Source organism: Saccharothrix sp. 6-C (genome assembly GCF_016695385.1).
GTDB classification, from domain to species: Bacteria; Actinomycetota; Actinomycetes; order Mycobacteriales; family Pseudonocardiaceae; genus Actinosynnema; species Actinosynnema texasense.
Genome location: NZ_CP064192.1, coordinates 2,037,712 through 2,063,378 on the forward strand (window position 1 = coordinate 2,037,712; position 25,667 = coordinate 2,063,378).

24 protein-coding genes are annotated in these 25,667 nt (G+C 71.9%); 11 read left to right on the forward strand and 13 right to left on the reverse strand.

All coding sequences use genetic code 11. The features are described from left to right. Positions 1 to 13: 13 nt before the first annotated feature. The 4 genes from chvE to IOD16_RS09435 all read left to right on the forward strand — a co-directional run bounded on the left by chvE (position 14) and on the right by IOD16_RS09435 (position 5,144). The gene (gene chvE, locus IOD16_RS09420; protein WP_123742614.1) at positions 14 to 1,123 is read left to right on the forward strand and encodes a multiple monosaccharide ABC transporter substrate-binding protein; all 1,110 of its coding nucleotides are present in this window, start codon (positions 14 to 16) and stop codon (positions 1,121 to 1,123) included. An 11-nt stretch (positions 1,124 to 1,134) separates the two neighbouring features. Further along, positions 1,135 to 2,661, forward strand: a complete 1,527-nt coding sequence (gene mmsA, locus IOD16_RS09425) for a multiple monosaccharide ABC transporter ATP-binding protein (protein WP_123747901.1) — start codon at positions 1,135 to 1,137, stop codon at positions 2,659 to 2,661. Then, positions 2,658 to 3,881 (forward strand): multiple monosaccharide ABC transporter permease, encoded by a 1,224-nt coding sequence (gene mmsB / locus IOD16_RS09430; RefSeq protein WP_201439714.1) that lies wholly within the window; start codon positions 2,658 to 2,660, stop codon positions 3,879 to 3,881. The genes mmsA and mmsB overlap by 4 nt, the downstream gene beginning before the upstream one ends. A 72-nt stretch (positions 3,882 to 3,953) precedes the next feature. Then, positions 3,954 to 5,144, forward strand: a complete 1,191-nt coding sequence (locus IOD16_RS09435) for a C39 family peptidase (protein ID WP_201439715.1) — start codon at positions 3,954 to 3,956, stop codon at positions 5,142 to 5,144. On the opposite strand, the gene IOD16_RS09440 is transcribed toward IOD16_RS09435, so the two are convergent. After that, a complete protein-coding gene (locus tag IOD16_RS09440) occupies positions 5,141 to 5,284 on the reverse strand; it encodes a hypothetical protein (RefSeq protein ID WP_201439716.1) in 144 nt (47 codons plus the stop codon). The two genes, IOD16_RS09435 and IOD16_RS09440, sit on opposite strands and share 4 nt — an antisense overlap. A gap of 191 nt (positions 5,285 to 5,475) precedes the next feature. On the opposite strand from IOD16_RS09440, the gene IOD16_RS09445 reads away from it, so the two are divergent. The 6 genes from IOD16_RS09445 to IOD16_RS09470 all read left to right on the forward strand — a co-directional run bounded on the left by IOD16_RS09445 (position 5,476) and on the right by IOD16_RS09470 (position 12,056). Then, a complete protein-coding gene (locus IOD16_RS09445) occupies positions 5,476 to 6,579 on the forward strand; it encodes a hypothetical protein (protein ID WP_201439717.1) in 1,104 nt (367 codons plus the stop codon). 233 nt (positions 6,580 to 6,812) lie between these two features. Then, complete coding sequence (locus IOD16_RS09450) at positions 6,813 to 7,946, forward strand: ROK family transcriptional regulator (RefSeq protein ID WP_236594852.1); 1,134 nt, start codon at positions 6,813 to 6,815, stop codon at positions 7,944 to 7,946. Between the two features lie 388 nt (positions 7,947 to 8,334). After that, positions 8,335 to 8,667 (forward strand): hypothetical protein, encoded by a 333-nt coding sequence (locus IOD16_RS09455; RefSeq protein ID WP_201439718.1) that lies wholly within the window; start codon positions 8,335 to 8,337, stop codon positions 8,665 to 8,667. A gap of 376 nt (positions 8,668 to 9,043) precedes the next feature. After that, positions 9,044 to 10,285, forward strand: coding sequence for an ABC transporter substrate-binding protein (locus IOD16_RS09460; protein WP_236594853.1), 1,242 nt, complete (start codon positions 9,044 to 9,046; stop codon positions 10,283 to 10,285). Next, positions 10,282 to 11,214 carry a carbohydrate ABC transporter permease gene (locus IOD16_RS09465; RefSeq protein WP_123742607.1) on the forward strand — a complete coding sequence of 311 codons (933 nt, stop codon included), beginning with the start codon at positions 10,282 to 10,284 and terminating at the stop codon, positions 11,212 to 11,214. Before IOD16_RS09460 ends, IOD16_RS09465 begins: the two co-directional genes overlap by 4 nt. Continuing rightward, positions 11,211 to 12,056 carry a carbohydrate ABC transporter permease gene (locus IOD16_RS09470; protein WP_123742606.1) on the forward strand — a complete coding sequence of 282 codons (846 nt, stop codon included), beginning with the start codon at positions 11,211 to 11,213 and terminating at the stop codon, positions 12,054 to 12,056. The genes IOD16_RS09465 and IOD16_RS09470 overlap by 4 nt, the downstream gene beginning before the upstream one ends. 77 nt (positions 12,057 to 12,133) lie before the next feature. On the opposite strand, the gene IOD16_RS09475 is transcribed toward IOD16_RS09470, so the two are convergent. From IOD16_RS09475 to IOD16_RS09485, 4 genes are all read right to left on the reverse strand, one after another. Next, a complete protein-coding gene (locus tag IOD16_RS09475) occupies positions 12,134 to 14,821 on the reverse strand; it encodes a lectin (RefSeq protein WP_201439720.1) in 2,688 nt (895 codons plus the stop codon). A 174-nt stretch (positions 14,822 to 14,995) separates the two neighbouring features. After that, complete coding sequence (locus tag IOD16_RS40030; RefSeq protein WP_236594854.1) at positions 14,996 to 15,193, reverse strand: hypothetical protein; 198 nt, start codon at positions 15,191 to 15,193, stop codon at positions 14,996 to 14,998. Continuing rightward, complete coding sequence (locus tag IOD16_RS09480) at positions 15,190 to 16,224, reverse strand: hypothetical protein (protein WP_236594855.1); 1,035 nt, start codon at positions 16,222 to 16,224, stop codon at positions 15,190 to 15,192. The genes IOD16_RS40030 and IOD16_RS09480 overlap by 4 nt, the downstream gene beginning before the upstream one ends. A gap of 66 nt (positions 16,225 to 16,290) precedes the next feature. Beyond that, entirely contained in the window at positions 16,291 to 17,151 is an 861-nt protein-coding gene (locus IOD16_RS09485) for a LysR family transcriptional regulator ArgP (RefSeq protein WP_201441278.1), read from the reverse strand. 72 nt (positions 17,152 to 17,223) lie between these two features. Here IOD16_RS09485 and IOD16_RS09490 point away from each other — a divergent pair, with 72 nt between their 5' ends. Beyond that, positions 17,224 to 17,814, forward strand: coding sequence for a LysE/ArgO family amino acid transporter (locus tag IOD16_RS09490; RefSeq protein WP_201441279.1), 591 nt, complete (start codon positions 17,224 to 17,226; stop codon positions 17,812 to 17,814). Here the strand turns inward: IOD16_RS09490 and IOD16_RS09495 are convergent. From IOD16_RS09495 to IOD16_RS09530, 8 genes are all read right to left on the reverse strand, one after another. Then, entirely contained in the window at positions 17,811 to 18,428 is a 618-nt protein-coding gene (locus IOD16_RS09495; RefSeq protein ID WP_123742601.1) for a hypothetical protein, read from the reverse strand. The genes IOD16_RS09490 and IOD16_RS09495 overlap by 4 nt on opposite strands. Beyond that, positions 18,425 to 18,937, reverse strand: a complete 513-nt coding sequence (locus tag IOD16_RS09500) for a hypothetical protein (RefSeq protein ID WP_201439721.1) — start codon at positions 18,935 to 18,937, stop codon at positions 18,425 to 18,427. Before IOD16_RS09500 ends, IOD16_RS09495 begins: the two co-directional genes overlap by 4 nt. Then, on the reverse strand, positions 18,934 to 19,248 hold the full coding sequence (locus IOD16_RS09505; RefSeq protein WP_201439722.1) for a PadR family transcriptional regulator: 315 nt from the start codon (positions 19,246 to 19,248) through the stop codon (positions 18,934 to 18,936). Before IOD16_RS09505 ends, IOD16_RS09500 begins: the two co-directional genes overlap by 4 nt. Positions 19,249 to 19,335: 87 nt before the next feature. After that, entirely contained in the window at positions 19,336 to 20,409 is a 1,074-nt protein-coding gene (locus IOD16_RS09510; protein WP_201439723.1) for an epoxide hydrolase family protein, read from the reverse strand. A 91-nt stretch (positions 20,410 to 20,500) separates the two neighbouring features. Further along, positions 20,501 to 21,694 (reverse strand): hypothetical protein, encoded by a 1,194-nt coding sequence (locus tag IOD16_RS09515; protein ID WP_201439724.1) that lies wholly within the window; start codon positions 21,692 to 21,694, stop codon positions 20,501 to 20,503. Further along, positions 21,691 to 23,202, reverse strand: a complete 1,512-nt coding sequence (locus IOD16_RS09520; RefSeq protein ID WP_201439725.1) for an alkaline phosphatase D family protein — start codon at positions 23,200 to 23,202, stop codon at positions 21,691 to 21,693. The genes IOD16_RS09515 and IOD16_RS09520 overlap by 4 nt, the downstream gene beginning before the upstream one ends. 255 nt (positions 23,203 to 23,457) lie before the next feature. Beyond that, positions 23,458 to 24,558 carry a galactokinase gene (gene galK, locus IOD16_RS09525; protein WP_201439726.1) on the reverse strand — a complete coding sequence of 367 codons (1,101 nt, stop codon included), beginning with the start codon at positions 24,556 to 24,558 and terminating at the stop codon, positions 23,458 to 23,460. Beyond that, on the reverse strand, positions 24,555 to 25,556 hold the full coding sequence (locus IOD16_RS09530; protein WP_201439727.1) for a LacI family DNA-binding transcriptional regulator: 1,002 nt from the start codon (positions 25,554 to 25,556) through the stop codon (positions 24,555 to 24,557). Before IOD16_RS09530 ends, galK begins: the two co-directional genes overlap by 4 nt. Positions 25,557 to 25,667 lie beyond the last annotated feature (111 nt).

Here is a 25,667-nt window from a genome sequence, read left to right on the forward strand (position 1 = left end):
AGAGAGAGAAACAATGAGGTTTCCGCGGATCGCCGCCATCACCGCGGCCGGCCTGATGCTCGCCGCCTGCGGGTCGGCGGAGAAGTCCGTCGACCAGCAGACCGGGTCCACGGAGGGCGCGCTCGTCGGCGTGACCATGCCGACCCGCTCGTCGGAGCGCTGGATCCACGACGGCGACAACATCAAGAAGGCGTTGGAGGAGAAGGGCTACAAGGTCGACCTCCAGTACGCCGAGAACGACATCCCGACGCAGGCCAACCAGATCGAGAACCAGATCACCAAGGGCGCGAAGCTGCTCATCGTGGCCTCGATCGACGGCACCGCGATCACGTCGCAGCTGCAGCAGGCGCAGGACGCCAACATCCCGGTCATCGCCTACGACCGGCTGCTGCGCAACACCGACAGCGTCGACTACTACGCCACCTTCGACAACTTCAAGGTCGGCGTGCAGCAGGCGACGTCGCTGCTGACCGGTCTGAAGGTGCTCAACGCCGACGGCACCCCGGGCACCGCGACCGGCCCGCTGAACGTGGAGCTGTTCGCCGGTTCGCCGGACGACAACAACGCCACGTTCTTCTTCAACGGCGCGATGTCGGTGCTCCAGCCGCACATCGACAAGGGCACGCTGGTGGTCAAGAGCGGCCAGACCGACTTCAAGACGGTCGCCATCCTGCGCTGGGACCCGGCCACGGCCCAGAAGCGCATGGAGGACCTGCTGACCTCGTCCTACGGCGGCGCGCAGGTGCACGGCGTGCTGTCGCCGTACGACGGCCTGTCCATCGGCATCCTGTCCGCGCTCAAGAGCAGCGGCTACGGCACCGGCGGCAACCCGTACCCGATCGTCACCGGCCAGGACGCCGAGGTCGCGTCGGTGAAGTCGATCATCGGCGGCGAGCAGTACTCGACCATCTACAAGGACACCCGCGAGCTCGCGGCGACCACCGTGAAGATGGCCGACGCCGTGCTCAAGGGCGGCAAGCCCGAGGTCAACAACGAGAAGGACTACGACAACGGCAAGAAGGTCGTGCCGTCGTACCTGCTCGAGTCGGTGATCGTGGACAAGGGCAACTACCAGAAGGTGCTCGTCGACAGCGGCTACTACACCGCGGATCAGCTGAAGTAGGTTTGCACACCATGTCCGACGAAATCCTGGTGATGCGCGGCATCACCAAGCGGTTCGCCGGGGTCACCGCGCTGCACGACGTCACGCTCGGCGTGCGGCGCGGTGAGATCCACGCGATCTGCGGTGAGAACGGCGCGGGCAAGTCCACGCTGATGAAGGTGCTCTCCGGCGTGCACCCGCACGGCTCGTACGAGGGCGAGATCGTCTTCGAGGGCGAACCCTGCTCGTTCGGCGGCGTCCGCGACAGCGAGCGGCGCGGCATCGTGATCATCCACCAGGAACTGGCGCTGTGCGGTCAGCTGTCCGTCGCGGAGAACCTGTTCCTCGGCAACGAGCGGGCCAAGCGCGGCTTCATCGACTGGAACCGCACCAACCACGCGGCGGGCGCCCTGCTCGCCCGCGTGGGCCTGCGGGAGAACCCGACGACGCCCGTCCACGACCTCGGCGTCGGCAAGCAGCAGCTGGTCGAGATCGCCAAGGCCCTGGCCAAGGACGTGAAGCTGCTGATCCTGGACGAGCCGACCGCGGCGTTGAACGACGACGACTCCGCGCACCTGCTCGACCTGCTCGACGGGCTGCGCGACGAGGGCATCACCTCGGTGATCATCTCGCACAAGCTCAACGAGGTGACCAGGATCGCCGACAGCATCACGATCCTGCGCGACGGCCGCACGATCGAGACGCTGCCCGCGAAGGACGTGAGCGAGGACCGGATCATCTCCGGCATGGTCGGCCGCGACCTGGAGAACCGCTTCCCGCCGCGCACGCCCGAGATCGGCGAGGAGGTGCTGCGCATCGAGGACTGGACCGTGCACAGCCCGTCCCAGCCCGACCGGGTCGTGGTGGACAGCGCCACGCTGTCGTTGCGCCGCGGCGAGATCGTGGGTCTCGCCGGGCTCATGGGCGCGGGCCGCACCGAGCTCGCGATGAGCGTGTTCGGGCGGTCCTACGGCGTCGGCGTCTCCGGTCGGGTGGTCAAGGACGGCCGCGAGATCGACACGCGCACCGTCCGCAAGGCCATCGACCACGGCCTCGCCTACGTCAGCGAGGACCGCAAGCGCTACGGGCTCAACCTGATCCAGGACGTCAAGCTCAACGTGTCCGCGGCCGGGTTGCACAAGCTGGCGCCGCGCGGCTGGGTGAACGAGAACGAGGAGCACTCGGTCGCGGAGAAGTACCGGCGCTCGATGAACATCAAGGCGCCCGGCGTGGGCACCACGACGTCGTCGCTGTCGGGCGGCAACCAGCAGAAGGTCGTGCTGGCGAAGTGGATGTTCACCGACCCGGACGTGCTCATCCTCGACGAGCCGACCCGCGGCATCGACGTCGGCGCGAAGTACGAGATCTACTCGATCATCAACGACCTGGCCGACCAGGGCCGCGCGGTGCTGGTCATCTCCTCCGAGCTGCCGGAGCTGCTCGGCCTGTGCGACCGGGTCTACACCCTGTCCGAGGGCCGCATCACCGGCGAGTTCGACCGGGCGGAAGCCACCCAGGAACGCTTGATGCACCACATGACCCAGGGACAGACCTCATGACCACCAAGACCGCGACCACGCCGGCGGGGCAGCAGGCCGGCGCGCCGCAGCGCAGGTTCACGTTCAACCTGCGGCAGTCCGGCATCTACATCGCGTTCGCGTTGATCGTGGTGCTCTTCACGGTGCTGACGGACGGCGCCCTGCTCACACCGCAGAACATCTCCAACATCATCGTGCAGAACTCGTACGTGCTGATCCTGGCCATCGGCATGATCCTGGTGATCATCGGCGGGCACATCGACCTGTCGGTGGGCTCGGTGGTGGCGCTGACCGGCGCGATCTGCGCGGTGCTGACCGTGCAGATGGGCCTGCCGTGGCCGCTGGCGGTGCTGATCACGCTGCTCGCGGGCGCGGTGATCGGCGCCGCCCAGGGCTACTGGGTGGCGTTCTTCGGCATCCCGGCGTTCATCGTGACGCTCGGCGGCATGCTCGTGTTCCGCGCGCTCACCCTGACCGTGCTGGGCAACCAGGGCATCGGCCCGTTCCCGGACCAGATCCGCACCCTGGCCAACGGCTTCACCGAGGGCTACCTCGGCAACGTCGGCCTCGGCCCGCTGGGCGGCGCCGACCTGGTCAGCCTGCTCGTCGGGGTCGCGGTGGTGGTCGGGTTCGCGTTCAACCAGTGGCGCAACCGCAAGGCCCGGCTGAGCTACGGGCAGGTCGTCGACCCGTTCCCGATCTTCGTGGCGAAGATCGCGCTCGCGGCGGCCGTGGTGCTGGCCGTGGTGGTGCAGCTGGCCCGGTTCCGCAACCTGCCCTGGGTGCTGGTGCTGCTCGCGGTGCTGGCGCTGGGCTACTCGGTGATGGCGAACAAGTCGGTCTTCGGCCGGCACATCTACGCCATCGGCGGCAACCTCCAGGCCGCGACGCTGTCCGGCGTGAAGGTCAAGCAGGTCACGTTCTGGGTGTTCGTGAACATGGGCGTGCTGTCCGCGCTGGCGGGCGTGATCTTCGCCGGCCGGCTCAACCAGGCCGGCCCGACCGCGGGCAACGCGTTCGAGCTGGACGCGATCGCGGCGGCGTTCATCGGCGGCGCGGCGGTGCAGGGCGGCGTGGGCCGGGTGGTCGGCGCGATCACCGGCGGCCTGATCATGGGCGTGATCAACAACGGCATGTCGTTGATCGGCGCGCCCAGCGAGCGGGTGATGCTGGTCAAGGGCCTGGTGCTGCTGGCCGCCGTCGCCTACGACGTGTGGACCAAGCGGCGCGGTCGCGCCTGACCGGAGCCGTGGTCCGCACGACCACTCTGTCGGTAGATTACAAGTTAATGCGCTAGCGCGACAATTTCCGACATGACGTTCCGTGTCGTGTCGGTCCTGTCCGCCGTGCTCGCCCTCGGCCTCACCGCGGCTCCTCCGGCGGTGGCCGAGGGCGCACGCGTCGACTACCGCGAATGGCGCTCCGCGCAGCTCGTCCAGGGCGAGCACGAAGGGACCGCGCCCGTGCCCGGCGGCCTCGCGATCCACCGGCCGATCGGCGTGCGGGACGGTTACGACTACGCGCGGTGGACGTCGCCGCGCCGGGTCACCGGCTTCGCCGCGACCCAGGCCGTCGCCTCCTGGAACGCCGACACCCCGCCCGGCACGTGGCTCCAGGTGGAACTGCGCGGCGACGACACCCCCTGGTACGTCATGGCCCGCTGGGCGCTCGGCGACCAGGACGTCGAGCGGACCACGGTCCCCGGCCAGGACGACGAGCACGGGTCGGTGGACGTGGACACCTTCGTGGCCAAACGGCCCCTGCGTGCCTACCGGCTGCGCGTCACCCTCTACCGCCTCGCCGGCACCCGGACGTCACCGCTGCTGCGGATGGCCGGCGCGATGGCCTCCGCCGTCCCGGACCGCTTCACCGTGCCCACGAGCGCGCCGGGCGTCGCGCGGGGCGTCGAACTGCCCGTGCCGCGCTACTCGCAGAACGTCCACGAAGGCCACTACCCGGAGTACGACGGCGGCGGCGAGGCGTGGTGCAGCCCCACGTCCACCGAGATGGTCGTGGAGTACTACGGGCGCGGCCCGAGCGCCGAGGACCTGTCCTGGTTGGACCCCGCCCACGTCGACCGGACCGTGGACCACGCCGCGCGGCACACCTACGACCACGACTACCGCGGCGCGGGCAACTGGCCGTTCAACACGGCGTACGCGGCGAGCTTCGGCCTGCGGGGCCACGTCACGCGCCTGCGGTCGCTGTCCGAAGTGGAGCAGCTCGTCGCGCGGGGCGTGCCCGTGATCACCTCGCAGTCGTTCCGGGCGGACGAGCTGGCCGGCGCCGGGTACGGGACGGCCGGTCACATCATGGTCGTGGTCGGCTTCACCGAGGACGGCGACGTGATCGCCAACGACCCCGCGTCGTCGTCGGACGAGGCGGTGCGCCGCGTCTACGACCGCGCGCAGTTCGAGAACGTCTGGCTGCGCACGAAGCGCTACCGCGCGGACGGCTCCGTGGCCGGCGGCTCGGGCGGCATCGCCTACGTCATCACCCGCTAGTCCGATCGGTGTCCGGCGGCCGGCACGGCGCCCACCCGACCGTCGGCGACGGCGTCGGCCACCCGCGGGAGGTCCACGGCCACGCCCGCGTCGTCACCCGCGACGAACCGCCCGACCTGAAGCAGGGCCTTGACGGGCATTCCGATGTCCGATTCACTACCGGATAGTCCTGGGAACGCTCCCAGCGCGGAAGCCCGGTGGTGGCCCGTCACGTCCCTCGGCGGGCCGCCACCACTCCCACCCGATGCCGTCGACCGCCCGGATCTCCGCCGCCACCGCAGGAAAGCGCTTACCAACCTCAGGAGATCGTCCTATGAAAGCACTACTCGCCGTGTCAGCGTTGACCGCGGCGCTCCTCCAGGTCGCCGCGCCGGAGGCGCAGGCCGCCTGCGGCGACGGCTCGTACCAGGCCGAGGTGACCGGCTCCGGCAGCAGCTTCACCGCACGCCGGGGCAACAGCACGGTCTACACCGGCAGCAGCCTGCGCGCCGCGCTCCAGGCGGCCAACGACAGCCTCACCGCGAACCGCACGTCCAAGGAGCGGATCGTCGTCCGGGCGTCCGGCTCCATCCCCGCGGGCGAGCGGTACTCGATGCGCAGCTACACCACCATCGACCTGTGCGGCACCATCGACGTCACCGGTTCCGGCTCGGGCGACTACGCGCCGGTCTACGCGCGCGGCGTCCGGGACATCGAGGTGCAGAACCTCACCGTCACCGGCACCCCGGTGTACGGCATCTTCATGCGCAACGTCACCAACGTGGTCATCGGCACCGTGAACATGCGCCTGTCCAGGGGGCTGGGCGTGCGCATCGACAACCGCGGCGACACCAGCCAGTGGAGCCGCAACATCCGCCTCGACTACGCCTACGTGCAGGGCGCCAGCTCGCACGCCGTGGAGACCTACGGGGTCGACGGCCTGACCATCGGCACGGTGGTGGCGCGCAACGTCGGCGAGTCCGGCCTGCTGCTCAACCAGACGATCAACGCCACGGTGGGCACGGTCGACGCCGAGAACGCGGGCGCCGGCACCGGCTACGCCGCGTTCCGCACCGCCAACCGCAACGGCCGGATCGGCAGCAGCTACCCGATCAACGTCCGGGTCGGGCAGGTCATCGCCCGCGGCGGCGGGCGCGGCATCTTCTGCGTGTCGGAGAGCGGCGGCCTCCAGGTCGACCGGCTCACCATCAGCAACACCGGCAACAACGCGATCCTGATCGAGAACTGCTACAACGTGAACCTGGCCGCCCAGAGCGGCAGCGTCAGCGGCGGCGGCGAGATCCGGCTGGCGGCGCGCAGCGAGTTCCCGGTGACGCGGGACATCACCATCCAGAACCTGACCGTCACCAACTCGGCGATCACCGAGAACCCGTGCGGCACCAACACCACGTTCCGCAACAACACGCTGGTCAACAGCAGGCAGTCCATCTGCTAGTCCGGCGACGGAGCCCCGGCCCGCGGTCTCACCTGGAGCCCGGGCCGGGGCCCTCAGACCTGGACCATGGTCCGGCCCCCGACCCGGACCATGGTCCGACCCACGACCCCGACCCGGCCGGCGGTCGGCCTGACCCGGCCGGCCCGGCGACGGTCCGGGTCACCGCTTGGGACACTGCCCGGTCCGCGATCCGGTCGGCGACCGGTCGTGCCTGGTCCGGGTATGTTCGGCCGGTGACTCCGGGAACCGACCCACGTACCGCCCCGTCCTGGCCGGACCTGCCCGAAGTCGCCCGTGACGTGCTGCTGGAGGTCCTCGTCCACGGCGCGATGCCCCGGTCCGAGCTCGCCACCCGCCTGCACCTGTCCCGGCCCACCCTCACCCGGGTGACCCGCACGCTCGTGCTCCACGGACTGCTCGTCGAGGGCGAAACGCAACTGCGCTCGTCCACCGGCAGGCCCTCGGAGATCCTCCACGTGCGCGGCGACTCCCACCACTTCCTCGGCGTGAAGCTCACCGCCGACCGGCTGTTCGCGGCCGTGACGGACCTGACGGCGACGGTGACCGCGACCACCGACCAGCCGCTGCGCTCGAACGACCCGGCGGACGTCACCGCCCAGATCGCCGAAGTCGCGGCGGGCTTCCCGGGGCTGACGGCCATCGGCGTGACGCTGGGCGGCATCGTGTCCGGCGGGGTGGTGGCCGAGGCGGAGTTCCTGCGGTGGGTGGACGTGCCGCTGCGGGACGCCCTGGTCGAGGCGACCGCCGTGCCGGTCGTCGTCGACAACGACGTGCAGGCGCTCACGTCGGCCGAGCACTGGTTCGGCGCGGGCGCGGGGCTCGACTCGATGGTCCTCATCACGGTGGGCGCGGGCGTCGGCTGCGGCGTGGTCGTCGACGGCAAGCTGGTGCGGGGCTCGCACGGCCTCACGCCCCGGATCGCGCACATCCTGGTCGACCCGAGCGGCCCGCAGTGCGGGTACGGCCACCGCGGCTGCGCGTCGAGCTACCTCATGACGCACGTGATGCTGCGGCAGCTGGACGGCGACCCGACGTACGGGGAAGCGGTCGAGCGGGCGCTGGCGGGTGACCCGGTCGCCAAGGAGGTCTTCGACAACGCGGGCTACGCGCTGGGCGTGCTGATCGGCACCGTCGCGAACTTCCTGGACCCGCGGAAGGTCCTGCTGACGGGTGACGGGCTCCCGCTCCACGAGGTGTCGGAGCGGCGCGTGGCGGACGGGATCGCGGCGAGCTTCGAGGCCGACCCGGCGCTGATCGACCTGGACGTGCGGCCCTTCGACTTCAGCGAGTGGGCGCGTTCGGGCGCCGCCCTGGCCATCCGCGCCACCCTCACCAAAGCCCGCTGACCCGCGCGTGTCCCACGCCGGGAACACCCGTGTCCTACGTCCGGAACACCCGAGTTGAACGCTCAGGTCCGTCCCACCGCGACTGGGAACGGTCCCAGGGCGTGGTGAACGGCCGTTCCCGCCGGCACGGCGGTCCTCGTCGGACGGTCGGCATTCCGCCGTCGCGCAGCGAAGAAGTTGCGGTCCGGTCACGCAGCCGTCCCACTCCTTGACACAGCGCTGTGGCCCGCGACACAGTACCGCCGATTTTGAGCGGTCGAACGGGTGGCAAAGTGTTCAGGCGGGTGCGCTGCGTGACCGCCGCGACGCGGGCACGAGACGCGAGCGATCGGCACCGACCAGCTCGAACGGCACCGACCAGCTCGAACCGGGGGAGGGGGAGCAGGCCATGGCGCGTCCCGGCGCTCCGGTGACGACCCGCCAGGCGGCGCCGCACGCCGAGGACCCGCGCCGGACCGGGTCCACCGCGCTCGACCGTTCCCGGTACCCGCCGACCTCGGAAGTGGCAGACTCCGGCCGCCATGTGCTCCTCCTCACCGACAGGGCCGGCGCGACCGGCACGACCGGCATGACGGGAACCGCCGACATCGACGTCCGCACCGCCCTCGACCTGCCCGCGGGCCGGCTCGTGCCCGCGGCGGCCGGCGCCGCCGGAGCGGGCGGCACGGCGATGCGAGACCTGCTGGACCCCGAAGTCCCGCCGGACGTGGTGATCGCGTGAGCGACCCGCTTGCGGTAGGTGTGCACCGTGAAGTGCGCCGCCAGGGGCTCCGGCCGGCGACGGACGTCGCGGTGACGGGTCTCGACGACGCACCGCCGGCCTCCGTTGTGGACGGTGGTGCCCACCCGGTGCGGCACTCCGCGGAGAGGTCCGCCCGCATCGCGGTGGACCTCTCGGAGCGCACCGACAGCACGACAACCAGCACTGGCCACAGCACCACCACCAGTGCGAACAGCGATCGGGGCGTGCTACCGCGCGGCGAGGTCATCGGCCGCGTCAGTGCCCCGATCCGCTCGACAGGGCAAGACTTGAACGAATGGGAGTCTCGGTAATGGGCGTTCGGACAACGGCGGTGCGGGCAACCGCGGCGCTGGGTGTGGCAGTCCTCCTCGCGTCGTGCAGCAGCGGAGGGGACCAGGGCGGCGGGCAGCCCGGCGGTGCGCTCGAAGGCCGGGGCGAGGTCACCTTCGCCACCGGCAAGGACACCTCCGGCAACATGCAGAAGCTCGTCGACGAGTGGAACGCCGCGCACGCGAACGAGCAGGTCCGGATCATCGAGCTGCCCGAGTCCGCGGACGCCCAGCGCCAGCAGATGGTGCAGAACGCGCAGGTCAAGTCCGACGCGTACACGATCCTCAACCTCGACGTGGTGTGGACGGCCGAGTTCGCGGCCAACCGCTGGGTCGTCGAGCTGCCCGCCGCCGAGTTCCAGCTGGACAAGTTCCTCCAGCCCGCGGTGAAGACCGCGCAGTACCGCGACAAGCTCTACGCCGCGCCGATGTACTCCGACGGCGGCCTGCTGTACTACCGCAAGGACCTGCTCGACGCGGTGGGCCAGAAGCCGCCGAAGACGTGGGCCGAGCTGACCACCGCCTGCCAGGCGGTCAAGGCGGCGCAGCCCGCGATCGGCTGCTACGCCGGGCAGTTCGAGAAGTACGAGGGCCTGACGGTCAACTTCGACGAGGCCGTGCACTCCGCGGGCGGCGACGTGGTCGACGCCGACGGCAAGGCCGTGGTCGACTCGCCCGAGGCGAAGGCCGGTCTGGACGCCCTGGTCACCGGGTTCCAGCAGGGCGTCATCCCGGAGAAGGCCATCACCTACAAGGAGGAGGAGGGCCGCCGCGCGTTCCAGGCGGGCGAGCTCCTGTTCCACCGCCAGTGGCCCTACCAGTGGGCGCTGGCCGCCAAGACCGACGGCTCCTCGCAGGTCGCCGGCAAGTTCGACGTCGCGCCCCTGCCCGGTCTCAACGGCCCGGGCAGCTCCACCCTGGGCGGCCACAACTTCGCCATCTCCGCGTTCGGCAAGAACAAGGCGACCGCGCTGGACTTCATCAAGTTCTTCACCAGCGAGGCCTCGCAGCGCTCCAACCTGGTGGCCACCTCGCAGGCGCCGACCCTGGCGAGCCTGTACGAGGACGCCGAGCTGGTGAAGCAGTTCCCGTACCTGCCGACGCTGAAGGAGTCGATCCTGTCGGCGAAGCCGCGCCCGCAGGCCGTCCGCTACGGCGACGTCACCCAGGCCATCCAGGAGTCCGCCTACGCCGCGTTGACCGGTGCGAAGACCAGCGACGTGGCGCTGAAGGAGCTGCAGACCAAGTTGCAGGAGCTGCTTAAGTGACGGCGGTCGCTCGCCGCGCCCGGGGTGCGACCTCGGGCGCGGGGCGACTCGCCGCGGCGCTGTTGTCACCCACCTTCGTCGTGCTCGGCCTGGTGGTCGGGTACCCGCTGGTGGCGGCGCTGCGCGAGTCGGTGTTCCAAGAGGGGACGGACCTCGACGAGAGCGGGTTCGTCGTCGAGGGCGCGCGGTTCGTCGGCCTCGACAACTACGCCGCGATCTTCGCCGGCGAGTCCGCCACCCGGTTCTGGAACGCGTTCGGCAACACCACGGTGTTCACCGTCATCACGGTGGCGCTGGAGGTGCTGCTCGGCGTCGGGATGGCGCTGGTGATGCACCACGCGATCCGCTGGCGCGGTGTCGTGCGGGCCAGCATCCTGGTGCCCTGGGCGGTGCCCACCGCGGTCTCGGCGCTGCTGTGGCGCTGGATCTTCCAGGCCGACGGCGTGGCGAACGCGGTGATCGGCCGGCAGATCTTGTGGACCACCGAAGGCTGGCAGGCGAAGTTCGCGGTCATCCTCGCGGACGTGTGGAAGACCGCGCCGTTCGTCGGCCTGCTGGTGCTCGCCGGGCTCCAGATCATCCCGAACGACGTCTACGAGGCGGCACGTGTCGACGGCGCGTCACCGTGGCGGCAGTTCTGGCGGATCACGCTCCCGCTGGTGAAGCCCGCGCTGCTGGTGGCCGTGCTGTTCCGGGTGCTGGACGCGCTGCGGATGTTCGACCTGCCGTTCGTGCTCATCGGCAGCCGCAAGGAGTCGGTGGAGACGCTGTCCATGGTGGCCTTCGACGAGGCGTCGAGCCTCCGGTTCGGACCCGCCGCCGCGTACGCGACGATATTGTTCGCCTACGTGGCCGTCACCGCGCTCGTGTTCGTGCGGTTGCTCGGCGCGGACGTCATCGGAGCCGCTCGGGAAAGGTCGCGCAAATGACCGCCACCCGGGGCAACGCCTCCACGCCGCGCAAGGTGCTGACGTTCGCCGGGCTCGGGCTGATCCTGCTCTACTGCCTGGCCCCGTTCTACTGGATGGCGGTGTCGGCGTTCCGCCGCCCGTCCGACCAGTTCGAGCTGACGGCGCTGCCCGCGCCGTTCTCGCTCGACAACCTGACCGCGGTGTTCTCGCCCGCCGTCGGGTTCGGCCGGTCGCTGCTCAACAGCCTGGTCGTCGCGGGGGTCACCACGATCCTCACGCTGGTCATCGGCGTGTCGGCGGCGTACGCGCTGGCCCGGTTGAACTTCCGGTTCAAGAACGCGGTCGCGGCGCTGATCATCGCCACCTCGATGTTCCCCGGCATCTCCCTGCTGGTGCCGCTGCTGGCGCTGTTCACCGACATCGGCTGGATCAACACCTACCAGTCGATGATCGTGCCGAGCCTGTCGTTCGCGCTGCCGCTGGCGGTGTGGAACCTGACCGCGTTCTTCCGGCAGATGCCGGAGGAGCTCGAGCAGGCGGCCATGATCGACGGCTGCACGCGTGGCCAGGCGTTCCGCAAGGTCATCCTGCCGCTGGCCGCGCCGGGCATCTTCACCACCGCGATCATCACGTTCATCGCGGCGTGGAACGAGTTCATCATCGCTTTGTCGATGGTCAACGACAGCACCATGCAGACTGCTACCGTCGCGATCTCCCGGTTCACCGGGGCGTACGGTTTCGACCAGCCGTTCGGCACGCAGATGGCCGCCGGCGTGATCGTGACCGTGCCGCTGGTCGTGGTGGTGCTGCTGTTCCAGCGGAGGATCATCGCAGGCTTGACCGCAGGTGGCGTCAAGTAGCCGCCGCGCGGTGTCACCGGCCGGTCGCCACGTGTTGGGAGAGCCGTGGCGACCGGCCAATCAACGTCCCGGCCGGGTCAGGGCAGGCGCCACTGCTGCGCGCCGGTGCCGTTGCAGCCGTGGATCTGCAGCTGGGTGCCGTTCGCGGTGGTGCTGTTCGGCACGTCCAGGCACTTGCCGGACGGCGAGTTCACCAGCGTCGACCCCTTGGGCCACCACTGCTGGGCGGCGGTCCCGTTGCACGTCCACAGCTGCACCTTCGTGCCGTCGGCCCGCGCGCTGCCGCTGACGTCCAGGCACCGCCCGAGCGCCCGCACCGTGCCGTCCGACGCCAGCGTCCACTGCTGCGCGGCGGAGGAGTTGCAGTCCCACAGCCGCACGGGCGCGCCGTCGGTCGGGCCCGCCGGCTCGCCGTCCGCGCACTTGCCGGCCAGGCCGACCACCGCGCCGGAGCGCGCCGGGTCGGGTCCCACGTCGAACGACGGCGGCGCGTCGGCCGGGGCGCTGCCCCACGTCGAGGCCGTCGCGCCCAGGGTGAAGTCGAGCGTGCCGCCCGACGCGACGAACGACGCGGGCACCCAAGGCTTGGTGGACGCCGTGCCGTTGACCCGCAGCGACTGGACGTACTTCACGCTGTCCGATGCGTTCGGGGCGGTGATGGTGAGGGTGGCGCCGTTGCCGCGCTTGATGGTCGTGGTCGGGAACTGAGGGCTCGCCAGCACCAGCTCGGCCCGTCCCGGAGCCTGCGGGTACAGGCCCAACGCCGCCCACACCGCCCACGACGACATCTCGCCCAGGTCGTCGTTGCCCACCAGGCCCTCGGGCGTCGGCGGGAAGATCGACGTCAACGCGCGCCGCACCACGTCCTGCGTCTTGTGCGGCGCGCCCGCGTACGCGTAGGCCCAGGGCGTGTTGAGCGTCGGCTCGTTGCCCAGGTAGGCGTACGGCTTCTTCGGCCCGGCGTTCAGCTCGGTGAAGAACGTGTCCAGCCGGGACGTGACCGCGGCGTTGCCGCCCATCGCGTCGAACAGCCCGCGGTGGTTGTACGGCACCATCCAGGTGTACTGCGCGGCGTTGCCCTCGACGTACTCGTTCTCCTGCGTCGGGCTGAACCCCGGCCACGTCAGGTCGGTGTTGCGCGGTTGCAGGTACTTGCTGCCCGAGTTGAACAGGCTGCGCCAGTTCTGCGCGCGCCGCAGGAATCTCTCGGCGGTGCCCGTGTCGTTCAGCCGGGCCGCGAACTGGGAGATGGCGAAGTCCGCGCTGGTGTACTCCAACGTGGTCGCGGCCGAGCCCCACACGTCGCCCAGGCCCGTCGGCACGTACCCGTAGTCGTTGAGCTGCAACCACCCCGGGCGCTGGCGGATGTCGTTCACCCCTGCCACCATGCGGCGCAACGCGTCCGCGGTGTCGAAGTCCGTGCCGCCGAACGCGTGCGCGGTCGACACGATGATCGCCATCGGGTCGCCGTTCATCACGCCCGTGCCGCCGTTGGCGACGGTCCAGCGGTCGAAGTACCCGCCCTGGGCGGCCTGGTTCACCGCGGACTGCGCGATGTCGGCGGCCTCCCTCGGCCCCAGCAACGCGACCAGCGCGATCTGGGACCGGTAGACGTCCCAGCCGGAGAAGTTCGCGTACTGGGTCCTCGCGGTCGTGTGCGTCACCCGGTCGAAGCCCGTGTACTGCCCGTTGACGTCGCTGAACACGTTGGGGTGCAGCAGGGAGTGGTACAGCGAGGTGTAGAGCGTGCGGAGCTGGGTCGACGTGCCGCCGGTGACGTCGATCCGGCCGAGCCAGCCGTTCCACGCGGCGCGGGCGGCGGTCCGGACCTCGTCGAACGACCGCGTGCCCGTCTCGGCGGACAGGTTGGCCTTGGCGTTGTCCAGGCTCACGAACGAGATGCCGACCCGGGCGGTGACCGTCGTCGCGTTGAACGACACGAACGCCGACGCGGCGAACGGCCGCACGTCCTGGGTGGTGGCGGACGGCGCGGGCACGTGCTGCGTCCCGGCGGTCTTGGGCGAGCCCGGGACGCTGCCCGTGCTGCTGCCCTCGACCTCGCGGCCGTCCGGCGTCACCTCGCCGTCGGCGATGGTGGCGGTGGAGGCGAACGGCTGGTCGAAGGTGACGTGGAAGTGCAGCCGGTACCGGTTGCCCGCGCCGCAGAACCCGCCGCTGTCGGTGTAGCCGGAGAGGCTGTCGGTCCCGACGGTGACGGAGCCGCTCGCCGCGTTGAACGCACGCGCCGCGTCGACGGTGAGCGAGGCCCGCTGCCCGGCCGGGTAGGTGAAGCGCGCCACGCCGGACCGCTGGTTCGCGGTCAGCTCGGTGCGGATGCCGTTGTCGAAGCGGACCGAGTAGTAGCCGGGTGAGGACTGCTCGTTGGCGTGGGTGAACGTCGAGTAGGACGCGGGTGTCGTGCCGAGGGACGGCATGAACGGCACGTTGCCGAAGTCGCTGCACCCCGGCCCCGACAGGTGGGTGAGGCTGAAGCCGCGGATGCGGTTGTCGTCGTAGTGGTAGCCGCCGTGCTGGTGGGTCACCGTGTCGGGGCTCCACTGGAGCATGCCGAACGGCGCGACGGCGCCGGGGAAGGTGTTGCCCGCGCCGCCGCCGTGCCCGAAGTCGGGACCACCGGGCTTGGTGCCGACGAACGGGTTGACGTGCTGGGCGGGATCGGTGATGGCGAGCGCCGTGCCGGTCTGGACCGGGACGGCGAGTGCGGCGAGGGTGAGTGCGGCGAGAGCCGCGGTGCGGAGACGCATTGGAACCTCCGGCAGGGGTAGGAGGCCTGACAACGTTGTCAGGAGACGATTCTCCCATCACAGGTCCAGACCAGGAACCCGCTGCGCGGGGTAACGCCGCTGGGCCGGTGGTGTCCACCGGACAGGGGAGTCGAATGCGAAATCCTTTATAGCTTCAGTGTAGACAAAAAAGATTCAGGTTCGAGAGGTGGGCCGGGCGGCCGGCAACCGCAGGCCACGAGGCGCCGGGGTGCCGGCCGGCCACAGCTCGGTCGACGACTCCGGGTCGACGCCCGAGAGGTCGACCACACCGCCGGCGAACCGCGCGTCCGTCAACGACACCGCGCCCCCGACGAACCGCACGTCCTCGAACGACACCCGGCCCCCGGTCAACCGGGCGTCCTTGAAAGACACCGTGCCCCCGGCGAACCGGGTGCGGTCGAAGGAGACGACACCGCCGGCGACCGTGGCCCGGTCGAACGACAGGCCGCCGGTGATGGTGGCCTCGGCGAAGGTGACCTGGCCGGGTTCGGCGAAGGTCGCGCCGGCGAAGTCGCCGCCGTCGAAGACCGCGCCGGTGAAGTCGAAGTCGTGGCCGCGCCAACTGCGGGGGCGTCGTCGGCCAGGTGCAGGTTGTCGCGGATGAGCCGGATGACGGTGAGCCGCACCTGGCGCTCCTGACCGGGGTCGTGCGGCCCGGGGTCGGCCGCGGTGCCGTACGGCTGCCGCAGGTAGGCGCAGAGCACGTCGATGCAGCCCTGGCGCGCGTCGGGCGCGTCGTTGGCCAGCGCGGCGAACGCGTACACGCCCGCGACGCGGACCGGGGCGTCGGCCGCGCCCAGCAGCTCGGCGGCCTTGGTGTAGCGGTCGAGCACCACCTTGGTGTCCTCGCGGTGGGAGTCGGCCTCGGTGAGGCGTTGCCTGCGGTAGGCGACGGTCAACGCCACGACCGCGCCGACGCCCCCGACCACGGTCAGCACGACCTTCACCGCGTCGAGCCGCTCCTGGACGCCCCACGTCGGCGTGGGGGGCGCGCCGGGCGCCTGAGGACGGTCGGTCGGCTGCCCGAGCAGGTCCCACAGCACCACCCCCGCGCCCGCCGCGATCGCCGCGGCCGACCCCAGCAGCAACGCCACGTGCACGAGCAGCGGCATCGCGGGCGTGCGCGGCCGGCGGCCGAGCATCGTCACCGAGGGGTGCCGCCGTCCTCCGACCGACAACGCGCCGGCCACCAGGACGAGGACCACCACCGGCCAGTGCCGGCCCGCCCACCGCCCGGCCGCCACCGCCGCCTGCCACCACCACGGGGGCGCGAGGCCCGCCACCGCGGCGAGCAGGGCCATCGCTGCCAGTGCCCGCCGCACGCGCCGCCCGCGGGGGAAACCGAGGACGACACGGCTCACCTGCCGCGGCTGCTCGCTCATGCCGCCATGGTGGCGGAACGAGCCGGCCGGTTCGTCGGGTTCCGCGAATCCGACCGGGGTCGGGGTTCAGTGCAGCTCGGCCGCCGCCGCGCGGAACACGGCGTCGGCGACCCGGGCCAGCGGCGGGGAGTCGAGCTTCCACTGCTGCCAGTGCAGCAGCACGTCCACGGGCCGGTCGGGGGCCAGGTGCACGAGCCCGCGGTGCGCGGCGATCTGGTGCTCGGTCAACAGTGCCCACCCCGCGCCCGCGACCACGGCGTCCTCGAACACGTGGCCGTCGGGCAGGTGGTGCCGGTGCGCGGAGGCGTCGTGGCCGGACAGCTCGCGGCAGAAGCGGTCCTGCAGGTCGTCCTTCTCGTCGAACACGATCACCGGCGCGTCGTGCAGCGGCTGCCCGTCGGCCAGCCGGCGCCGGACGAACCGCTTGGCCGCCACGGCGTGGTAGCGGATGCTCCCGAGCGGCCGGACGGCGCAGCCCTGCACCGGCCGGGGCGAGGAGGTGACCGCGCCCACGACGAGGCCTTGGCGCAGCAGGTCGGCGGTGTGGTCCTGGTCGTCGCGCCGCACGGTGAGCACCAGGCCGTCGTCGGTGGCGAGTTCCCGGACCACGCGGCGGAACCAGGTGCCGAGCGAGTCGGCGTTGACCGCGACCGGGATCGGCGTCGGGTCCTCGACCAGGCCGAGCGCGTCGCGGGCGTCGCGGTCCAGCAACGCCTGCTGCCTGCCGTACCGGGCGATCACCGCCCCGGAGTCGGTCAGCCGGGCCGGTTTGGAGCGGACCAGCAGCACGCGGCCGGTGCGCTGCTCCAGCAGCTTGATCCGCTGGCTCACGGCCGACGGTGTGACGTGCAGCGCCTTGGCGGCGGCGTCGAGGGTGCCTTCGTCGACGACGGCCAGCAGGGTCCGCACGCACTCCGGATCGAGCATCACGAACGCTGATGGTACTGAAGAAAAGATAGCTGGCCTTACCGACCGTCGGTTCCTAACGTCGGCGAGGTGATGTACGCGCTGCTCGCCGGTCTCGGCACCGGGCTGTCCCTCATCGTCGTGATCGGCGCGCAGAACGCCTTGGTGCTGCGGCAAGGCGTGCTGCGCCGGCAGGTGCCCGCGATCGTGGCGATCTGCGCGGGCTCGGACGCGCTGCTCATCGCGCTCGGTGTCGGCGGCGCCGGCGCGGTGCTCACCGCGTGGCCGTCGGCGTTGGCGGTGGCGCGGTGGGGCGGCGCGGCGTTCCTGGTCGGCTACGGCGTGCAGGCGGCGCGGCGGGTGCTGCGGCCGTCGTCGCCGGCACCGGACGGCGCGGGGGCGGCGGGCGCGGCGGTGATCGTCACCTGCCTGGCGTTGACGTGGCTCAACCCGCACGTCTACCTGGACACCGTACTGCTGCTGGGCACGGCGTCCACCGGGTTCGGCGGCGATCGGTGGTGGTTCGCGGCCGGCGCGATCACGGGCAGCGTGCTGTGGTTCAGCGCGCTCGGGTTCGGCGCGCGTTGGCTGTCCGGCGCGTTCGCCCGTCCCCTGGCGTGGCGCGTCCTGGACGCGTCGGTCGCCGTCGTGGTCACGGCGACCGGCATCTCCCTGGTCCTCTAGAACCGGGTGGTGACCCAGGCCCGTTCCCGGACCTCCTTCACCGCGACGTCGACGGAGCTGTAGGAGGCCGGGTCGACCCGGCGGTAGCCGTGCCGCACCACGCCCTGGTGGATCACCTCCGACACGACGAGCACCGCGTGGTCCACCAGCCGTTCCCGCACCGGCGCGCTGTCGACCAGTCGGCACGTCGTGTTGAGGTCGGTGCCGACCCAGCCGTGCGGGTCGCGGTGGACCTCGCCCGCGTGCAGGCCGACCCGGACCCGGATGCGCAGGTCCGGCGCGACCGCCTGGTTGTGCTGCCGCAGCGCCGCCACGAGCCGGGGGACGACCGGGTCGAGGAGGTCCAGTTTGGACACCGCCGCCGGGATCAGGACCATCATCCCGTCGCCGCGGTCCTGCACTGCCAGGTCGGACCACCGGATCCCGGCGGCGCGGAACCCGGTGCGCACGGCGTGGGTGAGCACGTGCCGCGCCTCGATCTGCGCGGGGTCGTGCCACCGCCCGAAACCCGCGATGTCGACCACGAGGATGGACCGGTGCTCCGGGCCGGGCGGGCGCCGCGCGGGCCACAGCCGCCGCCACGCCCACGACACCACGGCCGGGGCGATGCTCATGGCCGCGCCGACTTCGTCGCCCGCGCGTCGAGCAGCGCGCGCCGCAGCCGCAACGACCGGCTGACCAACCCGATCGCGTGCGGGATCCGCCGGTGGCGCGGCAGATCCGCGAGCTCGGCGCGGAACTCCTCGCCGTACCGGGCCCGGTGGTGCGCCGGCAACACCGCGACGGCCGTCTCGATCAGCCGGTTCGCCGGACCGGCCTCGGCGGAGGTCCGCTCGACCTCCTCCAGCCCGACCCGGATCGACCGCGCGCGGTCCAGCAGCGGGCCGAAGCTGGTGGTGCCGCGGAAGTTCACCTCGACCGCCGACTCCAGCGCCCGCACCCGTTCGCAGACCTCGACCAGGCGCACGTCGACCACGCGGCTGCGCTCGATCGCCCGGCGCAGCTCCAGCGCCAGGTCGTGGGCGAGCTTGCGGTCGAGGATGCGGTCGAGCTTGCCGTCCAGCGCGGTCTCCAGCTCACGCGCGAGCGCGCTGACGTGCGCGAGCCGCCGCCGCCTGGTCACGTGCCACCCGCCGCGTGCGGTCGCAGCAGGCCCAGCCGGGAGACCGGGGTCCTGGCCCGCGCCAGGGCCGACCGCACGTGGGCGACGCTGTCCGGGTCGAGCAGGTAGTACCGGCGCCGGGGCCGGCCCTGCTCGCTCGGGTCGACGTCCTCCCACCGGCTGGTGACCCACCCGCACTGCTCCAGGCGGGCCAGGATGGGGTGGACCGTGCCGCTCGGCAGCCCGGCGATCTGGCAGATCTCCAGCCCGTACCGCGCCACCGCGGGGTCCTGCAGCAGGACGCCCAGCACGAGCTGCGCGGGAAGCGTCATCCGCGGCCCTCGTCGTGAACTGACCATGGTCGAACTCTACCTAGGTCTAGCTCCACGTCCGGGTGAAGCGAGGGCCCCGATCGGGCATTACTCGCGGCCGGCGAAGAACGTCCGGATGTCCCCGACCAGCAGGTCGGGCACCTCCATCGCGGCGAAGTGCCCGCCCCGCGCGAACTCGCTCCAGTGCTCGACCCGGTACGCCCGCTCCGCCAACGGCCGCACCGGCAGCACGATGTCGTGCGCGAACACGGCCACGCCCAACGGCGCGGCGCAGTCGCTGGCCACGATCCCGGTCTCCCTGGCCAGCCGGGCCGACGAGCCCGCGGTCCCGGTGAGCCAGTACAGCGTCACGTTCGTCAGCACGCGGTCGACGTCGATCCCCGAGGCCGGGTCGGCCCACTCGGCGAACTTCTCCGCGATCCACGCCAACTGGCCGACCGGGGAATCCGTCAACGCGTAGGAGACGGTCTGCGGTCGCGTCGCGTGCAACACCTGGTACCCGGGCCGGTCGCGCATCATGGCTTTGATCCGGTCGAGCCGCCGACCGTCCTCCTCGGACAGCTCGACCCCGTCGACGGGTGGTGTGGGCAGGTAGTTCACGTGCACCGCCACCACGTTCCCGGGCGCGGCCGCGGCCATCGCCCGCGCGATCCCGGATCCCCAGTCGCCGCCCTGCGTGCCGTACCGCCGGTAGCCGAGCCGGTTCATCACCTCGGTGAACGCCCTCGCCACGCGGTGGATGTCCCAGCCGCGCGAGGTGGTGGGCCCGGACAGCCCGAAGCCGGGGATGGAGGGGATGACGAGGTGGAAGTCCCGCGACAGCGGCCCGATGACGTCCGAGAACTCCCAGACCGAGCCCGGCCAGCCGTGGACCAGCACGAGCGGCAGCGCGTCCTCGGCGGCCGAGCGGACGTGCAGGAAGTGCACGCGCTGGCCGTCGACCTCGGTGGTGAACTGCGGCAGCGCGTTCAGCTCCGCCTCGTGCCGCCGCCAGTCGTAGCCGTTCAGCCAGCGGTCCGCCAGCGCGCGGACCTCGCTCAGCGGGAACCCGTAGTCGGACCCGGCCTCCGGCAGCTCCTCGGGCCACCGGGTCCGCGCCAACCGGTCGGTCAGGTCGTCCAGCTCGGCCTGCGGCACGTCGAGGACGAAAGGCGTGATCATGCGACACTCCGTTGGTCTCACCAATGTTGGTGAGACCAACGGTACACGGCAGACGTTGGCGACGCCAACGATCAGTCGGCCGCGTCGCGCGTCACCAGGTGCTGTTGACCATCCCGGTGCCCAGGTACACCTGGTCGAACCCGTTGCCGTCGTTGTCGTCGGTGTAGACGACGGTGATCCGTCCCCACGCGTCCACGCCGACCGCGGGCTCGTCCTGCCTGCCCGTCGCCGTCGACACCGTCGCCTGGCGCGGCAGCCTGCCCGCGACCGTGCCGTCCGGGTTGAGGCCCTGGGTCACCACGTCCTGCGCCTCGACCGAGGACACCACGACGTTCACCTGGTCGTCGATGCCGATCTGCGGGTCGGTTCCCGCCAGCACCGCGTCCGCGGCCGTCCGGGCGGCGCCACCGGCCGCGAAGGAGCGCACGCCCACCTGCGCCGTGCCGGTGTGGTCGGTCTCCCAGGCCACCGCGTGGTCGCCGTTGAAGTTCGCCGCCACGACCGGCCGTCGCTGCTGACCGTCACCGGCGGCGTTGGCGGTCCCCTGGGCGAGCTTCACGCCACCCGACGGGGTGAGGATCTTGCGGCCGACGTTGAAGGAGCCGTTGCCGTCGCCGTCCTCGTCCCACACCACGATCGCGTTGCCCGCCGCGCCCATGGCCACGTCCGGCCGCTGGTGGGCGCCGCCGGTCGCGTGCACCTGGGCCTCGTAGGTCTTCGACGTCACGGAGGCGAACCCGGCGACGCGGACCGTCGGGTCGGCGGCGGTCTGCACGTCCTCCCAGGTCACGGCGAACCCGGCGCCGTCGGGGTCGGCGGCCACGGCCGGGTTCAGCTGCTGCCCGCCGGTGTCGGCGTTGGCCCTGGCCGACCCGGTCACGGCGCCGCTGGTGCTCAGCTCCCGCACCTGGATGTTGTAGTAGCCGTTGCCCTCGCCGTCGTCGGCCCACACGACGACCGCGACGCCGTTGTCGTGCACCGCCACGTCCGGCTGGACGTGCCGCCAGTCGCCCGTGCCGCCGGTGGACAGCTTTTTCTCGTACCGGGACACGCCGTCCTTGAACAGGCGGATCCACACGTCGCTGTGCACGGGGTCGGTGGGCGCGACGTCGTCGCGGTCGTCCTCCCACACCACGGCGGTCCAGCCGTTGCGCACCGCGGCCACGGCGGCGTTGTCCTGGTCGCCCGTGGCGGTGCTGTTCGCGGCGGTCCAGGTGACCGCCGCCGACGCGGTTCCGGCGCCCACCAGCATGAGCGCCACGATCATGGTCATCAGCTTCTTCACGGCGCCTGCAATCCGGGGTTGCCCGCCTGGACGACGTAGCTCTGCAAGGTCCGGACCGGGTAGTCACGCGTGGTGACGCGGTCCAGGAAGCGGAAGTCGACGTCCATCCGGGTCGGTGTGGTGACGGTGCGGACGTAGCCGCGCAGGTTCTTGTAGAACTTCACGTGCGGGTTGAGGCCGGACACGCCGTTGTCCGCGGCGTTGCCGTCGCCGCCGGAGGTCACCGACGTGGTCACCAGCTCGGTGCCGACGACCCGGTCCTGCGCGGCGTAGTCGTTCATCAGGTCGGCGGCCCACGACCGGTGCACGTCACCGGTCAGCACGACGGTGTTGCGCAGGCCCGCCGCGTCCCACCCGCGCTGCAACCGGCCGCGGTTGGCGCTGTAGCCGTCCCACGAGTCCATGGACTTCGCGCCGTCGGCCGAGGCCAGCTTCTGCGCGAAGAACACCTGCTGGCCGAGGAAGTCCCAGGTGCCCAGCTTCTGCCGCATCCCGTCGAGCAGCCACGCCTCCTGCGTGCCGCCGAGCAGCGTGCGTGCCGGGTCGTCGGCCTCCGGGCAGACCTTCGTGCCGTCGCCGCACGCCTGGTCGTCGCGGTGCTGGCGGGTGTCGAGCATGTGGAACGTGGCCAGGCTGCCCCAGCGGACCCGCCGGTAGAGCTGCATGTTCTCCGCGACCGGCGCCTGCGCCGCGCGCAGCGGCATGTGCTCGAAGTACGCCTTGTACGCCGCCGCGCGCCGCGCCTTGAAGTCACCGGCGGGCGACGTGTTGGCGCGCACCAGTCCCGCGTAGTTGTTCTCGACTTCGTGGTCGTCCCACACGACCAGCCACGGCGCGGCGGCGTGCGCGGCCTGGAGGTCGACGTCCGCCTTGTACTGAGCGTGGCGGACCCGGTAGTCGGCCAGGCCCGCGATCTCCGCGCCGGGCGCGAACTTGCGCACCTTCGTGGTGGTCGCCGCGCCCTCGTAGATGTAGTCGCCCAGGTGCAGGATCAGGTCCGGGTTCTCCTCGGCCATCCGCCGGTACGCGGTGAAGTAGCCCTCCTCGTAGTGCGCGCAGGAGGCGAACAGCATGGTCAGCGACGGGCTGGTGCCGACCGCGGGCGCGGTGACGCCGCGGCCGACGGGGGAGATGTGCCCGGCGGCGCGGAAGCGGTAGAAGTACTCGCGGCCGGGCTGGAGGCCGGACACCTCGACGTGCACGCTGTGCGCCCACGACTGCGTCGCGGTCGCCGTGCCGCTGCGGGCGAGCTGGGTGAACCGCTGGTCGGCCGCGACCTGCCACTCGACCGCGACCGAGGCGCTGCCCATGCCGCCGAGGCCGTCGGCGGCGAGCGGGTCGGGCGCGAGGCGCGTCCAGATGACGAAGCCGTCCGCGACGGGCTCACCGGAGGCGACGCCCAGCGTGAACGGGTAGGAGACGGCGTTCGCGGCGGTGGGGGCGAGGACCGTCACGCCGGCGCTCGCGATGCCGCCGGCGATGAGCGTTCGTCGGGTCAGTGGGGACACAGCTCTCCTTCGGTGCAGGGCCGGGAAGAACGCGTTCCGGTACTGCGTACACGCCGGAGGTGATCAGTGGCCATCCCCGACGTGTACGTCCGGTGGACCGGCCGAAGCCCCGTGAGGAGGGCGCGCCGGAGCCGGCGGACGACACCGCAGGTGAAGAGATGTCCAACTAGCTGGTGTACCGGTTACCGAAAAACCTGGCAGAGGGGTCGCACCCGGTCGATCGACGATTCCCGTGACGCGGGCGGCGCCCGCCGCTCACCGCGCCGGGACGTCACCCGCTCGACGCGCCCCGGCCGCCGCCACCGCGGTCCAGCACTCCGGCTCCCCGAACCCGCGCCCGGCGAACGCCGCCCGCACCGCCGCCGCGCACGCCTCCACGTCCGCCTCCGCCGCCAGCGCGATCACGCAGCCGCCGAACCCGCCGCCGGTCATCCGGGCGCCCGCCGCGCCCGCCGCCAGCAACGCCTCCACCGCGACGTCCAGCTCCGGCACGGTCACCTCGTAGTCCTCGCGCAACGACACGTGCGACTCGGTCAGCGCCGGCCCGATCTCCCGCACCCGGCCGGCGCGCAGCAGGTCCGCCACCCGCGCCACCCGCTCGTTCTCCGTCACCACGTGCCGCACCCGCCGCGCGAGCCGGTCCGGCAGGTCCTGCTCGGCCCCGGTCAGGTCCCGCAGCGCGGGCACGCCCAGCAGCTCCGCCGCGCGGTGGCAGTCCCGCCGCCGCGCCGCGTACTCCCCGTCCACCAGCCGGTGCGGCGCCTTCGTGTCCACGACCAGCAGCGCGAGCCCGGCCGGCGCGAGGTCGAACGGGATGTGCTCGGTCTCCATCGAGCGCGTGTCGAGCAGCAACGCGTGCCGCTCCCGCGCCAACAGCGACGCCGACTGGTCCATGATCCCGCACGGCATGCCGACGAACTCGTTCTCCGCCCGCTGCGCGATCCGGGCGAGCTCGCGGCGGTCCAGCCCGACGCCCGACAGCTCGGTCACCGCCAACGCGGTCGCGCTCTCCAGCGCCGCAGAGGACGACAACCCCGCCCCCAGCGGCACCCGGCCGTCCACGAGCAACCCGAACCCGCCGATCGGGTGACCCTCCTCGCGCAACGCCCACACCACGCCCGCCACGTAGGCCGCCCACCCGGTGACCGCGCCCGGCACGAGGTCGGCCACCCGGACCTCGGCCACGCCGTGCGCCTGGCGCGAGGACAGCCGCAGCACCCCGTCGTCCCGCCGGGCCGCGGTGACCCGCACGACGTGCGGCAGCGCGATCGGCAGCACGAACCCGTCGTTGTAGTCGGTGTGCTCGCCGATCAGGTTGATCCGCCCCGGCGCCTCGAAGACCCCGTCCCGCGTCACGCGCCACCCCCCGTGCTTTCCCTGACCTCGAGCGAGAACGGCGTGCGCACGTGCTCCGGCGCCCGTCCCGGGTCGTCGACGCGCCGCCGCAGCAGGTCGACCGCGGCCCGGGCGATCGCGGCCTTGTCCGGCGCGACCGTGGTCAGCGTCGGCAGGCTGTACGTGCCCTCCTCGGTGTTGTCGAACCCGACCACCGCCAGGTCGTCGGGCACCCGCACACCCCGCTCGGCCGCGGCCCGCACCGCCCCCGCGGCCAGCAGGTCGTTGAAGCAGAACACCGCGTCCGGCGGCTCGTCGGCGGCGAGCAGGCGGGCCATCGCCTCCGCGCCGTCGCGGCGGTGGTAGTTCAACGCGGTCGCGACCAGGTCGTCGCGCACGGGCAGGCCGGCCTCGGCGTGGGCCTCGCGGTAGCCCTCCAGGCGTTGCGCCGCCGTGCCGCGGTGGGGGTGCGCGCCGATGGCCGCGATCCGGGTCCGGCCGAGGCCGACCAGGTGCGCCACGGCCACCCGCGCCGCCTCCACGTTGTCGATGCCGACGTGGTCGATCGGCAGGTCCACCGAGTGCTCGCCGAGCATCACCACCGGGATGCCGGGCGCCAGCTCGCCGAAGTCGCGCGCCTCCAGCGACTCCGGGCTGACGATCGCGCCGTCGATCATGTGCGAGCCGAGCGAGGCAAGCGTGTCCCGCTCGCCCTCGCGGGTGCCGAGGGTCTGCTCGATCAGCACGTTCCACTCGTGCTGCTGCGCCGCGCCGAGCACCAGCCCGGCCAGCTCCGCGAAGTACGGCACGACCAGCTCGGGCAGCACGAGGGCCACGAAACCGGTCCGGCCGCGGCGCAGGTTGCGCGCGCCCAGGTTGGGCCGGTAGCCGGTGGCGGCGAGCGCCTCCTCGACCCGGCGGCGGTTCTCCGGCTTCACGAACGCGTAGCCGTTGACCACGTTCGACACCGTCTTCACCGACACGCCGGCCAGCGCCGCGACGTCCTTGAGCGTGGCCAATCGGTGCCTCCGGTGCGGGTGCGGGTCGTGGGTCGGTGCCGATTCTCGGGAACGACCGGGATCCTAGCCGGCCGGTCAGGAGCTTTACAACGTTGTATCAACGAGGTAGGA

Bases quoted from the DNA above. Each gene is read 5' to 3' on its own strand.
- IOD16_RS09435 (WP_201439715.1), top strand. From the start codon at position 3,954: ATGACGTTCCGTGTCGTGTCGGTCCTGTCCGCCGTGCTCGCCCTCGGC.
- IOD16_RS09480 (WP_236594855.1), bottom strand. From the start codon at position 16,224: ATGAGCGAGCAGCCGCGGCAGGTGAGCCGTGTCGTCCTCGGTTTCCCC.
- IOD16_RS09510 (WP_201439723.1), bottom strand. From the start codon at position 20,409: ATGATCACGCCTTTCGTCCTCGACGTGCCGCAGGCCGAGCTGGACGAC.
- mmsA (WP_123747901.1), top strand. From the start codon at position 1,135: ATGTCCGACGAAATCCTGGTGATGCGCGGCATCACCAAGCGGTTCGCC.
- chvE (WP_123742614.1), top strand. From the start codon at position 14: ATGAGGTTTCCGCGGATCGCCGCCATCACCGCGGCCGGCCTGATGCTC.
- IOD16_RS09470 (WP_123742606.1), top strand. From the start codon at position 11,211: ATGACCGCCACCCGGGGCAACGCCTCCACGCCGCGCAAGGTGCTGACG.
- mmsB (WP_201439714.1), top strand. From the start codon at position 2,658: ATGACCACCAAGACCGCGACCACGCCGGCGGGGCAGCAGGCCGGCGCG.
- IOD16_RS09485 (WP_201441278.1), bottom strand. From the start codon at position 17,151: ATGCTCGATCCGGAGTGCGTGCGGACCCTGCTGGCCGTCGTCGACGAA.
- IOD16_RS09475 (WP_201439720.1), bottom strand. From the start codon at position 14,821: ATGCGTCTCCGCACCGCGGCTCTCGCCGCACTCACCCTCGCCGCACTC.
- IOD16_RS09490 (WP_201441279.1), top strand. From the start codon at position 17,224: ATGTACGCGCTGCTCGCCGGTCTCGGCACCGGGCTGTCCCTCATCGTC.
- IOD16_RS09505 (WP_201439722.1), bottom strand. From the start codon at position 19,248: ATGACGCTTCCCGCGCAGCTCGTGCTGGGCGTCCTGCTGCAGGACCCC.
- IOD16_RS09455 (WP_201439718.1), top strand. From the start codon at position 8,335: ATGGCGCGTCCCGGCGCTCCGGTGACGACCCGCCAGGCGGCGCCGCAC.
- IOD16_RS09495 (WP_123742601.1), bottom strand. From the start codon at position 18,428: ATGAGCATCGCCCCGGCCGTGGTGTCGTGGGCGTGGCGGCGGCTGTGG.
- IOD16_RS09440 (WP_201439716.1), bottom strand. From the start codon at position 5,284: ATGCCCGTCAAGGCCCTGCTTCAGGTCGGGCGGTTCGTCGCGGGTGAC.